Origin of the sequence: Aeromonas sp. QDB54 (assembly GCF_027707385.1) — a bacterium.
In the GTDB taxonomy this organism is placed as follows: Bacteria; Pseudomonadota; Gammaproteobacteria; order Enterobacterales; family Aeromonadaceae; genus Aeromonas; species Aeromonas hydrophila.
The window spans coordinates 1-12,394 of record NZ_JAPCIT010000023.1 but is presented as its reverse complement, the minus strand read 5'-3'; the positions used below and the strand labels follow the sequence as shown (position 1 = coordinate 12,394).

Below are 12,394 nucleotides of genomic sequence, written 5' to 3'. Positions count from 1 at the left end.
TTACTGCCTTGGTAGGGAGAGGGTGGCCTGCAGGCCGCCCTGCGGACGATTTTCCAGCACCAGATCGCCGCCGTGGGCGTGGGCTATGTTGCGGGCAATGCCCAGACCCAGACCGGTGCCGGCCAGATCCGTGCTGAGCCGATAGTAGGGCTCGAAGATGCGTTCGAACTGATCCTCCGGCAGGCCGGGACCCTCGTCCATGATGAACAGGATCAGCATCTCCTCGTCGTCCATGATGATGATGCGCACCCGTTGGCCGTACTTGATGCCGTTGTCCACCAGGTTGCCGATGCAGCGCTTGAGAGCTAGCGGCTTGCCGCGGTAGGGCTGCTTGCAGTGGCCTTCGATGGTCAGCCGCTCGTCGTGCAGGTTCATGGCCTCCGCCATCTGCTCCAGCATGGCGTCGATGTCGAGCTGCTCGATGTTCTCGTGGATGTCGGTGTCTTTCACCGTCTGCAGCGCCCCTTTCACCATCAGCTCCAGCTCGTCCAGGTCCTTGTTGAACTTGGCGGTCTGCTGCTCGTCGTCGAGCAGCTCGACCCGCAGCCGCAGCCGGGTGATGGGGGTCTTGAGGTCGTGGGAAATCGAGCTGAACAACCGCTCTCTATCGTCGATATAGCGGCGGATGCGGTGCTGCATGATGTTGAAGGCGCGGGTGGCCGCCACGATCTCGGAGGCCCCTTCCTCTTTCAGCGAGGGCTGGTCGATGTCCTTGCCGAGGTTGACCGCCGCCTTGGCCAACCGGCGCAGCGGCCGGGTCTGCCAGCGCACCAGCAGGAAGGTGAAGAAGCAGAGGAACACCGTCATCAGGGCGATGAAGCGCACCTGGTTGCTGGGCATGACGGTATCGTCGAGTGTCATGTAGGGGGCCGGCAGCAGGGCCGCCAGATAGAGCCACTCGCCCGGTTCTATCTCGATCTGGGTCACCAGCACAGGCGGATTGATCGGCTCCAGCGACAGGGTGTAGCGGGCCCAGGAGGAGGGCAAATCCGCCAGCAGAGTGTCGTTGTTGAAGACGTGCAGCTCTTCGGGGCGCGAGAAATCCACCTTGATCGCCATGGCGTCGGAGAGCTTGCGGGTCAGCACCCCCTGCACCTCTTTGAGCACCAGCGTCTTGCGCTCGCTGTCGGGGATGGCGCTGATGTGGATCTCCTCTTCGTTCAGCGACACGAAGAAGCGGCTGCCGCCCATGTTGCGCAGCTGGTCCAGCGCGATGTGGCGATACTGCAGCGGCAAGGATTTGAAGAAGTTGACGGTGGAGGCGGCCGACAGCGCCAGGTTGCGGGTGGTGCTGAGCATGCCTTCCAGCTCCCGCTTCTGGATCTGCTGCATCCAGATGCCGGTGAGGATGGTCTGGGAGAGCAGGATCGCCAGCAGCAGCAGCAGCAGCATCCGCGACAGCAGGGAACGGGGCACCAGTGCCCGCCAGAACCATCTGGTATTCATGGGATCTCGTGCACCTCGGCGATCAGCATGTAGCCACTGCCGCGAATGGTCTTGATGATGCGCGGGCTCTTGCCGTTGTCACCCAGCTTCTGGCGCAGGCGGCTGATCTGCACGTCGATGCCGCGCTCCATCGGCAGGCTCTCGCGACCGCGGGTGGCATCCGAGATGGTATCCCGGTCCAGCACCACGCCGGGCTGTTGCAGGAACATGCCGAGCAGCAGGGCATCGCTGCCGGAGAGGTCCAGCAGGCTGCCGTCCTCGTGGGTCAGCTGGTGGCTCAGGGTATCCAGGGTCCACTCGGCGAAACGCAGCCGGCGGCTCGGTTCTTTCTCTTTCTCCGGCTGGCGGAATTCGGCGCGGCGCAGCAGCGCCTTGATGCGGGCCTGCAGTTCGCGCGGGCTGAACGGCTTGGCGATGTAGTCATCGGCACCGAGTTCGAGGCCGATCACCCGGTCCGCTTCGTCGGAGGCGGCGGTCAGCATGATGATGGGCACCTGGGAGTCGCGACGGATCTGCTGGCAGAGGGTAAAGCCGTCGTCACCCGGCATCATGATATCGAGAATGATGAGGTCCGGGTTGTGCTGGGCGAGCTGCTTGCGCATCTCGTTGCCCTCCGCTGCGGTCAATACCTCGAAGCCGGCCCTGGTCAGGTATTCGTTGAGCAGCTCGCGGATCTCTTGGTCGTCGTCGACGATCAGCAGTTGTTTGCTCGTTGACATATGTATGTGCATCCACCCATTTTTTTGTGCAGATTGAACCTGTCAGGGGCGCAAAAAGCAAGCAAGCCCCCCATCTAATGTGAGGTTATGGGCAATATCCTCCCATATCCTGCCGTGCAAATAAAAAAGGCCGACCCAAACGGGCCGGCCAATACGCAGATTCCGACGGCAGAAGTGCACCCCGTGTGGCGCACTCCACAGACTCGATGACGGGCCGGTCAGACCGACCCCAAAACCGCTGACAGGAGCCCGCTTCGCCGGGAAGCAGGAGCGGGCTCCTGTCTGTCAATACAGCCCCGACCGGCGAGCCGGCCGGGGTGCTACTTACACTCGTTCGAACACGGTGGCGATGCCCTGACCCAGGCCGATGCACATGGTGGCAACCCCCAGGGTGGCGTCCTTCTCTTCCATCAGGTTGAGCAGGGTGGTGGAGATGCGGGCGCCGGAGCAGCCGAGCGGGTGACCCAGCGCGATGGCGCCGCCGTTCAGGTTCACCTTCTCGTCCACCACGTCTTGCAGACCCAGATCCTTCACGCAGGGCAGGGACTGGGCGGCAAACGCCTCGTTCAGCTCGAACAGGTCGATGTCACCGATGGTCAGGCCGGCCCGCTTGAGCGCCTTCTGGGTGGCCGGCACCGGGCCGTAACCCATGATGGCGGCATCGCAGCCGGCGACGGCCATGGCGCGCACCCGGGCGCGCGGGGTGAGGCCGAGCGCCTTGGCGCGCTCCGCACTCATCACCAGCATGGCGGCGGCGCCATCGGACAGCGCCGATGAGGTGCCGGCGGTGACGGTGCCGTTGATCGGGTCGAACACCGGGCGCAGCTGGCTCAGGGTTTCCACCGTGGTCTCGGGGCGGATCACTTCGTCGTAGTCGTAGAAGAAGCGGGCACCGCTGGCGTCATGACCTTCCAGCCCGACGATCTCCTTGGCGAAACGCCCTTCCACGGTGGCCGCGTGAGCGCGGCGGTGGGAGCGGGCGGCAAACTCGTCCTGCTGCTGACGACTGATGCCATGCAGCTTGCCGAGCATCTCGGCGGTCAGCCCCATCATGCCGGAGGCTTTCGCCACCGACTTGGCCATGCCGGGGTGGAAGTCCACCCCGTGGCTCATCGGCACGTGACCCATGTGCTCGACGCCGCCGATGATGAAGATGTCCCCATCACCCACCTGGATGGCGCGAGAGGCATCGTGCAGCGCCTGCATGCTGGAGCCGCACAGGCGGTTGACGGTGACCGCCCCCACCTGCTTGGGAATGCCGGCCAGCAGCGCGGCGTTACGGGCAATGTTGAAGCCCTGCTCCAGGGTCTGCTGCACGCAGCCCCAGTAGATATCCTCGATCTCGTTCGGGTCGAGGTTGGGGTTGCGCAGCAGGATGGATTTCATCAGGTGCGCGGACAAGTCTTCTGCACGCACGTTGCGGAAGGCGCCGCCCTTGGACCGGCCCATCGGGGTCCGGATACAGTCGACAATGACTACGTCTTTCATGAATGGATCTCCTTTCCGCAATCAGTAGAAGGTTTTGCCCTGGGCGGCCATCTCACGCAGCTTGTCGCTGACGCGGTAGAGCGGGCCCAAGTCGGCATACTGGTCGGCCATGGCCACGTAGCGATCCAGACCAATGGTGTCCAGATAGCGGAACACGCCGCCGCGGAAGGGAGGGAAGCCCAGACCGTAGACCAGCGCGATGTCGGCTTCGGCTGGCGTGGCGACTATGCCCTCTTCCAGACAGAGCACCACCTCGTTGATCATCGGGATCATCATGCGGGCGATGATGGCGTCCTTGTCGAAATCCTGTTTCGGCTTGGCGATGGGGGCCAGCAGATCGTAACTGGCGGCGTCGGCCACCTTCTTCGGCTTGCCCTTCTTGTCCTGCTCGTAGGCGTAGAAGCCCTTGCCGTTCTTCTGACCGAAGCGGCTCACTTCGTACATCACGTCGATGGCGGTACGGCCTTCCTTGCTCATGCGTGCCGGGAAGCCCTGCGCCATCACGTCACCGGCATGGTGGCCGGTGTCGATGCCGACCACGTCCAGCAGGTAGGCGGGGCCCATGGGCCAGCCAAACTCCTTCTCCATCACCTTGTCGACGGCGGCGAAGTCGGCGCCATCGGCAACCAGCTTGTTGAAGCCGAAGAAGTAGGGGAACAGCACCCGGTTGACGAAGAAGCCCGGGCAGTCGTTGACCACGACCGGGGACTTGCCCATGGCGGCGGCGTAGGCCACCACGCGGTTGATAGTTTCATCGGAGGTCTGCTCGCCGCGGATGATCTCCACCAGCGGCATGCGGTGCACCGGGTTGAAGAAGTGCATGCCGCAGAAGTTTTGCGGGCGCTTCAGTCCCTTGGCCAGCAGAGAGATGGGGATGGTGGAGGTGTTGCTGGCGAGCACGGCGTCTTCGCCGATGATCCCTTCCACTTCGCCCAGTACGGCGGCCTTCACTTTCGGGTTCTCGACCACGGCTTCCACTACCACATCCACATGCTTGACGTTGTCATAGCTGAGGGTCGGGGTGATGGCTGAGAGCACCTGGCCCATCTTGATACCGTCGATGCGGCCCTTCTCGAGCTGGCCGTTGAGCAGCTTGGTGGCCTCATTCATGCCAAGTGCCAGTGCCTTCTCGTTGATGTCCTTCATCACCGCCGGGATGCCCTTGCTGGCAGACTGGTAGGCGATGCCGCCCCCCATGATGCCGGCACCCAGTACGGCGGCGTGGCCAGTGGCCTTGCTCGCCTGTTTGGCGGCCTTCTTGGCCAGCGCCTTGATGTGCTGATCGTTCAGGAAGATACCGACCAGCGCCTTGGCGACATCGGTCTTGGCCAGCTTGATGAAGCCTTGCGCCTCGACGGCCAGCGCCTCGTCACGGCTCATGCCGGCAGCGGCTTCGACGGTTTTTACCGCCGTCATCGGCGCCGGATAGTGTTTGCCCGCCACGGCGGCAACCATGCCGGCGGCGGTGGTGAAGCTCATCATGGCTTCCAGTTTGGAGAGGCGCAGCGGGGCCTTCTTGGCGGCGCGGCGGCCCTGCCAGTCCAGCTTGCCTTTGATCGCGTCCTTGATCATCTGCAGCGCAGCGCCCTGCAGCGCGTCGGGGGCGACCACGGCATCGATGGCACCCACCTTGAGGGCGTCATCGGCACGGTAATCCTTGCCGGTGGTGATCCACTCGAGCGCGTTGTCGGCGCCGATCACCCGTGGCAGACGGACGGTGCCGCCAAAGCCCGGCATGATGCCGAGCTTGGTCTCGGGCAGGCCAATCTTGGCTGTGGTGTCTGCCAGACGGAAGTCGGTGGAGAGAATGGTCTCGCAGCCGCCGCCCAGGGCGTGGCCCTTGATGGCGGAGAGGGTGGGCACCGGCAGATCTTCGATGGCGCTGAAGATGTCGTTGGCCTTTTTCAGCCAGCCGAGCAGATCAGCCTGCGGCAGATCGAACAGTTCCAGGAATTCGGTAATGTCGGCGCCGACGATAAAGGCGTCTTTGCCGGAGGTTAGGATCAGACCTTTTAGTTCACGTTCTTGTTGTAATGCGGCGATCGCTTCGCTCAGGGAGAGCAGGGTAGCGCGATCCAGCTTGTTGACTGAACCCGGAGCATCGAACCTCAACTCGGCAATGCCGTCTTCGAGGTAGCTGACCGTCAGGGTTTCGCCTTGGTAGATCATGAGAGTGTCTCCTTGTTCCCACATGGTGGGGGGGTGGTGCTCCTTTATCCCCAGCAGGGGGCGAGGCTCACTATTGATCCAAAAGAAGACAATTTCAACACCTATTTAAAACATTCGTTTAACAGATCTCGAGTAAAAGCTCGCCTCAGATTAACAACCAAAATAAAGGCGTCTGATGACGCCTTTATTAACCTTGTGTGGCCTCAACTGGCCAGCTCTGGCCGGTCGCGATACTGGCTCAGCACTTCGGGATCGGCGAGGGCGTGGGTGTTGTTGACGGGCCGGTTGTGCACCACTTCCCGCACCGCCAGCTCCACTATCTTGCCGGACTTGGTGCGCGGAATGGCGTCCACCTGCAGGATGCGGGCCGGCACGTGACGGGCGGTGCAGTGCAGGCGCACCTGCTGGCGGATGCGCTCGCGCAGCGCTTCGTCCAGCATGAGGCCTGGCTTGAGCTTGACGAACAGCACCACCCGCTCGTCCTGTTGCCACTGCTGGCCGATGACGATGCTCTCTTCTACTTCCTCCAGCTGCTCGACGTAGCGGTAAATCTCGCTGGTGCCGATGCGCACGCCGCCCGGGTTGAGGGTGGCGTCGGAGCGACCGTAGAACAGGATGCCGCCGGTCGGGGTCAGCTCGATCCAGTCGCCATGGCACCAGATGTTGTCGAACCGTTCGAAGTAGGCGGCGTGGTACTTGTCGCCGCTGGCGTCCCCCCAAAAGCCGATGGGTTGGGCCGGGAAGGGCTTGGTGCAGACCAGTTCGCCCTTTTCACCCTGCACCGGCTGGCCCGCTTCGTTGAATACCTGCACCGCGAGGCCGAGGCCGCGTCCCTGGCTCTCACCGCGGTAGACGGGGCTGATGGGGTTGCCGATGACGAAGCAGGAGCAGATGTCGGTGCCACCCGAGATGGAGCTGAGCTGAACGTCCTGCTTGATCTGCTGATAGACGTAGTCGAACCCTTCGGGAGAGAGCACGGAGCCGGTGCTGCAGATCAGCCGCAACTGCGGCAGCTGGTGGGTCTTGATCGGGGTATAACCCTGCTTGTGCAGCGCATCCAGGTATTTGGCCGAGGTGCCGAACAGGGCGACCTCTTCGTCGCGGGCTAGATCCCACAACACGTTGCCGTCCGGGTAGAAGGGGGAGCCGTCGTAGAGCACCAGGGTGGCGCCGGAGGCGAGCGCGCTCACCAGCCAGTTCCACATCATCCAGCCGCAGGTGGTGAAGTAGAAGATGCGTTCCCCCGGCTTGATGTCGCAGTGCAGCTGATGTTCTTTCAGATGTTGCAGCAGGGTGCCGCCGATGCCGTGGACGATGCACTTGGGCTTGCCGGTGGTGCCGGACGAATAGAGGATGTAGAGCGGGTCATTGAAGGCCATGGGCTCGAACTGCAGGCTGGCATCCGGCTGACCGGCCAGGATCTGGCGCCAGTCGTGGCCAAGCTGCAGGGGGTGACCGAGCAGGGGGATGATGACCGTCTGCTCTATGCTGTCGATCTGGCCGACGACCCCCGCCACTTTGTCCTGAATGTCGATGGCCTTGCCGTTGTAGCGATAGCCATCCACCGCAAACAGCACACGCGGCCGGGTCTGGCCGAAGCGCTCCACCACGCTGGCTTCGCCGAAATCGGGGCTGGTGGAGGTCCAGATCGCCCCCAGGCTGGTGGTCGCCAGCATGGCCACCACGGTTTCCGGGATATTGGGCAGGTAGGCTGCCACCACATCGCCCCGGCCGATTCCCTGGCCACGCAGCCACTGGGCCAGCCTGGCGACCTGATCCGCCAGCTCGCGCCAGCTCAAGGTCTGGCTGGGGCTACCCTCGATGCGGGAGATGATGGCCGGCGTGTCATCCTGGCGGCGCAGCAGGTTTTCGGCGAAGTTGAGTCGGCTGTCGGGGAACCAGCGGGTACGCTGCATCTCCTGGCGGTTCTCCGCCACTATGTTGCCGAGCTCTCCCTTGACGCCACAGTGCTGCCACACCAGCGGCCAGAAACGGGTTGTCTTCTCCACCGACCACTGGTAGAGCTGGGCGTAGCTGTGCAGCTGCAGGCCGTGGAAGCGGTTGACCTCGGCCATGAAGTGCTGGAGGTTGGATTGCTGAATCCGCTCCTGATCCGGTTGCCACAGGCAAAGGTTGTGCATGAGTAGTCCCTGACTGCATGTATCTACCGGCAGTGTATTGAATTGTTTTTTATTTGTTAATGGTTGGTTTTTGTTTCATAACAAAAGCCTTGTAACGTATGCGTTACCTCACGAAGCGATTGCTTGACGGTTCGAGCCTTGATTCGCTTGATGTTATGCTGAAACCACATTTCTCCCGGAGCAGGACGCCATGAGCAGCTACAGCCAACTTTTTGCCCAGCACCTCGACACCTTGCAGCAGCGCACCCGCGACATACTGCAACAGCAGGGACTGAGCGGTCTGGCCATCCACTCCGGCCAGACCCACCGCATCTTCCTCGATGATCAGGATTACCCCTTCAAGGTGAATCCCCAGTTCAAGGCCTGGTTGCCGGTGCTGGACAATCCCCACTGCTGGTTGCTGGTGGACGGCGTGAACAAGCCGGTGCTGCTGTTCTACCGGCCGGTGGATTTCTGGCACAAGGTGGCGGAGCTGCCCAACGCCTTCTGGGTCGACTTCTTCGATATCCGCTTCCTGACCCGCCCGGAGCAGGTTGCCGATCACCTGCCGGCCAACAAGCAGGAGTGGGCCTATCTGGGCGGCCACCTGGAGGTGGCCGAGCTGCTGGGGCTGGGCCAGCCCAATCCGGAGGCGGTCCTCAACTATCTGCATTATCATCGTGCCTACAAGACGGCCTATGAGCTGGAATGCCTGCGCGATGCCAACCGCATCGGGGTACGCGGCCACATTGCGGCCAAAGACTCCTTCATGGCGGGGGCGAGCGAGTTCGAGATCAATCTGGCTTACATGAAGGCGGTCGGGCAGGGGGCCAATGAGGCGCCCTACGGCAATATCGTCGCCATCAACCGCAATGCGGCCATCCTGCACTACACCCACCTCTCCGCTCAGCGGGTACCCGATGCGGAGCGGTACTCCTTCCTCATCGATGCCGGCGTGGATGTGCACGGCTATGCCTCCGACATCACCCGGACCTGGGCCTGGCGCCGTGGTGAGTTTGCCGATCTGATAGCAGCGCTGGATGCCCAGCAGCAGGAGATCATCGAGGAGATCAAGCCGGGTCGCCGTTACAGCGAGCTGCATCTGCAGATGCACCACCGACTGGCGCGCCTGCTGCAAGCCACCGAGCTGGTGGACATGTCGGTGGACGAGATGATCCATACCGGGGTGACCAACGTCTTCTTCCCCCACGGTCTCGGCCACTTTCTCGGCCTGCAGGTGCACGACGCCGGCGGCTTCATGCAGGACGAGCGCGGCACCCACCTGTCGGCCCCCGAACAGTTCCCCTATCTGCGCTGCACCCGGGTGATGGAAGTGGGCCAGGTGTTCACCATCGAGCCGGGGCTCTACTTCATCGACAGCTTGCTGGAGCCGCTGCGCCTCGGTGAACAGGGCAAGCGGGTCAACTGGAACAAGGTCGAGGCGCTGCGCCCCTATGGCGGCATTCGCATCGAAGACAACGTGGTACTGCATGCCAACGGGGTGGAAAATCTGACCAGACAAGCAGGGCTCTGATGGCGGCAGACTATTCCATACCGGCTGCACCGCTGGAGGTGAGTGAGGAGATCAAGAAGAGCCGCTTCATCACTTATATCGCCCACACGCCCACCGTAGAGGCCGCCAAAGCCTGGATCGGCGAGATAAAACAGCAACATCCCGGGGCCCGGCATCACTGCTGGGCCTTTGTCGCCGGTGCCCCGCAGGACAGTCAGGTGTACGGTTTCAGCGATGACGGCGAGCCCTCTGGCACCGCCGGCAAGCCCATGCTGGCTCAGCTGATGGGGGCCGGTCTCGGGGAGATTGCCGCCGTGGTGGTGCGCTATTACGGTGGGGTTCTGCTGGGCACTGGCGGCCTGGTCAAGGCCTATGGCGGTGGCGTGGGCACCGCCCTCAAGCAGCTCGACACCCGCATCAAGCGCCAGCAGACAGCCTCCCTTATCCAGTGCGACTATACCGACATGGGAGCGGTAGAAGCACTGATCCAGGCGCATCAGGGCCAGTTGCTGGCGGCCGACTACGGCGCCAGTGTCACCTTGGAGGTGGCGTGGGAATCCGCTGTTTGGAGCAGAATCGCACAGGAATTGACCGACCGAACCCAGGGTCGGGTATCCCTTCGTCCCTTAGATGGCTAGAATCCATCGCTCTTTTAGTCTGAAGAGGGAGCCGGAATGCAGATTCTGAGCATCATTCGTATCGTTGGCCTGCTGGTCGCGCTGTTCAGTTCGACCATGTTGCTGCCCGCGCTGGTCGCCTTTGGCTATCGTGATGGCGGTGGTGCCGAGTTCGTCAACTCCTTCTTCATCGCCCTGCTGCTCGGCGCCGCGCTCTGGTTTCCCAACCGCCATCAGAAGAAAGATCTCAGATCCAAGGAAGGCTTCCTCATCGTCGTGCTGTTCTGGGTGGTGCTGGGCAGCGTGGGGGCCTTGCCGTTCCTGCTGGGAGAGGTACCCGGCATGACGGTGTCGGAGGCCTTCTTCGAGTCGTTTTCCGGCCTGACCACCACGGGGGCGACCGTGCTCACCGGGCTGGACAACCTGCCCAAGGCGTTTCTGTTCTATCGCCAGCTGCTGCAGTGGCTGGGGGGGATGGGGATCATAGTGCTGGCGGTGGCCATACTGCCGCTGCTCGGCATCGGGGGCATGCAGCTCTATCGCGCCGAAATTCCGGGGCCGGTCAAGGACAACAAGGTCACCCCGCGCATCGCCGAGACGGCCAAGGCGCTCTGGTTCATCTATCTGCTGCTCACCTCCCTCTGCGCCCTGGCCTACTGGATGGCGGGCATGACCCTGTTCGATGCCATCTGCCACTCCTTCTCCACCCTGTCGGTGGGCGGCTTCTCGACCCACGACGCCAGCATCGGCTTTTTCAACAGCCCGGCCATCAACCTGATCACAGTGGTGTTTCTGCTGCTGGCGAGCGTCAACTTTGCCCTGCACTTCATGGTATTCGCCCACAAGCCGGTGCGGCTGAGCAACTATCTGCGCGACTCCGAGCTGAAGGTGTTTCTGAGCATCCAGTGCGTGCTGGTGTTGATCTGCTTCGTTTCCCTCTTGTTTCACGGTCATTACGCCACCTGGCAGGAGGCGCTCAACCACGGTCTGTTCCAGGCGGTGTCGCTGGGCACGACCACCGGCTACAGCACGACCAGCTATGCGGAGTGGCCCTCCTTTCTACCCATGCTGCTGATGTTCTCCGCCTTCATCGGTTGCTGCGCCGGCAGTACCGGGGGCGGCATCAAGGTGATGCGCTTCATGATCCTGTTCCTGCAGGGGATGCGCGAGCTGAAGCGGCTGGTGCACCCGCGCGCCATCTATACCCTCAAACTGGGTCGTCGTGCCGTGCCTGAGCGGATCGTGGAGGCGGTGTGGGGCTACTTTGCTACCTACATCATTCTGTTCTTCATCTTTATGCTGTTGCTGCTGATGACCGGCTTGAACGAGGTGACCGCTTTCTCCGCCGTGGCGGCCGCGTTTACCAACGTGGGGCCGGGGCTGGGCGAGGTGTCGGCCAACTTCGGCAAGATCTCGGCAACGGCGCAATGGATACTGGTCGTCGCCATGCTGTTTGGCCGATTGGAAATCTTCACTCTTCTGGTACTGTTTACCCCTGCATTCTGGCGTAGTTGAGGTTGGTATGGACAAGATTCTGGTGCTTTATTCTTCCCGTGACGGGCAAACACGAAAGATCGTCGATGCCATGCTGGCAGAGACCGAGGGTTGTGAGGTGGTGATGCAGGATCTGCATACCCTGCCGAAGTGCAATCTTAGCAAGTTCAAGAAGGTGCTGATCGGTGCCTCCATTCGTTATGGCAACTTCCATCCCAGTCTGTTCAGTTTCATCCACGCTCATCACGAACAGCTGGAAGTGGCCAACGCAGCCTTCTTCTGCGTCAACCTGACCGCTCGCAAGCCGGAGAAGCAGACCCCGCAGACCAACGCCTATATGAAGAAGTTTCTGCGCCTCTCCCCCTGGAAGCCGAAAACCCTGGGGGTGTTTGCCGGTGCGCTGCAATACTCCCGCTACAACTGGTGGCAGACCCGCATCATCCAGCTGATCATGAAGATCACTCGTGGTAGCACGGATACCAGCAAGGACCTCGAGTTTACCGATTGGGAAAAAGTGCGCGATTTTGCCCGGGAATTCTGGTCAAAAAGATAGCAATCCATCGTCCTGAATGGCCTTGGCCCCGTGGTTGCGGGGCTTTTTGTTGGATAAATAGGCGTTTGAACTACTGAAAGCCAAAAAATGCCAATTTTTGCAAAATTCCCCTTGTCATCGCGGCGCGGCTCCCTATAATGCGCCCCTACCAGCACGGCAGAACACGCCAACCTGATGAGCCAGCTTCCTTACGAAGCAGGCGCCGAAAGAAAAGCGAAAACAATCGCTTGACTTTCGAAGTGAGAAGCGTAATATGCGCCTCCTCAACGCGACAA

9 protein-coding genes are annotated in these 12,394 nt (G+C 61.9%); 4 read left to right on the top strand and 5 right to left on the bottom strand.

The annotated features are described in order from the left end of the window. The 5 genes from PG881_RS19320 to PG881_RS19300 form a co-directional block, all read right to left on the bottom strand. Window positions 1-1,446 carry an ATP-binding protein gene (locus tag PG881_RS19320; protein ID WP_270802203.1) on the bottom strand — a complete coding sequence of 482 codons (1,446 nt, stop codon included), beginning with the start codon at window positions 1,444-1,446 and terminating at the stop codon, window positions 1-3. Then, on the bottom strand, window positions 1,443-2,165 hold the full coding sequence (locus PG881_RS19315; protein WP_016348992.1) for a response regulator: 723 nt from the start codon (window positions 2,163-2,165) through the stop codon (window positions 1,443-1,445). Before PG881_RS19315 ends, PG881_RS19320 begins: the two co-directional genes overlap by 4 nt. A gap of 324 nt (window positions 2,166-2,489) precedes the next feature. Next, entirely contained in the window at window positions 2,490-3,653 is a 1,164-nt protein-coding gene (fadA, locus tag PG881_RS19310; protein WP_029302622.1) for an acetyl-CoA C-acyltransferase FadA, read from the bottom strand. 21 nt (window positions 3,654-3,674) lie between these two features. Beyond that, the gene (gene fadB, locus PG881_RS19305; protein WP_270802201.1) at window positions 3,675-5,822 is read right to left on the bottom strand and encodes a fatty acid oxidation complex subunit alpha FadB; all 2,148 of its coding nucleotides are present in this window, start codon (window positions 5,820-5,822) and stop codon (window positions 3,675-3,677) included. 203 nt (window positions 5,823-6,025) lie between these two features. After that, a complete protein-coding gene (locus tag PG881_RS19300; protein WP_270802199.1) occupies window positions 6,026-7,963 on the bottom strand; it encodes an acetoacetate--CoA ligase in 1,938 nt (645 codons plus the stop codon). A 190-nt stretch (window positions 7,964-8,153) separates the two neighbouring features. Here PG881_RS19300 and pepQ point away from each other — a divergent pair, with 190 nt between their 5' ends. Genes pepQ through hemG form a run of 4 tightly spaced genes read left to right on the top strand, consistent with a single transcriptional unit; the run spans window position 8,154 to window position 12,119 of the window. After that, the gene (gene pepQ, locus PG881_RS19295; RefSeq protein WP_011704167.1) at window positions 8,154-9,476 is read left to right on the top strand and encodes a Xaa-Pro dipeptidase; all 1,323 of its coding nucleotides are present in this window, start codon (window positions 8,154-8,156) and stop codon (window positions 9,474-9,476) included. Beyond that, on the top strand, window positions 9,476-10,093 hold the full coding sequence (locus PG881_RS19290; protein WP_270802195.1) for a YigZ family protein: 618 nt from the start codon (window positions 9,476-9,478) through the stop codon (window positions 10,091-10,093). The genes pepQ and PG881_RS19290 overlap by 1 nt, the downstream gene beginning before the upstream one ends. Before the next feature lie 36 nt (window positions 10,094-10,129). After that, complete coding sequence (locus PG881_RS19285; RefSeq protein ID WP_011704169.1) at window positions 10,130-11,587, top strand: TrkH family potassium uptake protein; 1,458 nt, start codon at window positions 10,130-10,132, stop codon at window positions 11,585-11,587. Between the two features lie 7 nt (window positions 11,588-11,594). Further along, window positions 11,595-12,119 carry a menaquinone-dependent protoporphyrinogen IX dehydrogenase gene (hemG, locus tag PG881_RS19280; protein ID WP_270802164.1) on the top strand — a complete coding sequence of 175 codons (525 nt, stop codon included), beginning with the start codon at window positions 11,595-11,597 and terminating at the stop codon, window positions 12,117-12,119. Window positions 12,120-12,394 lie beyond the last annotated feature (275 nt).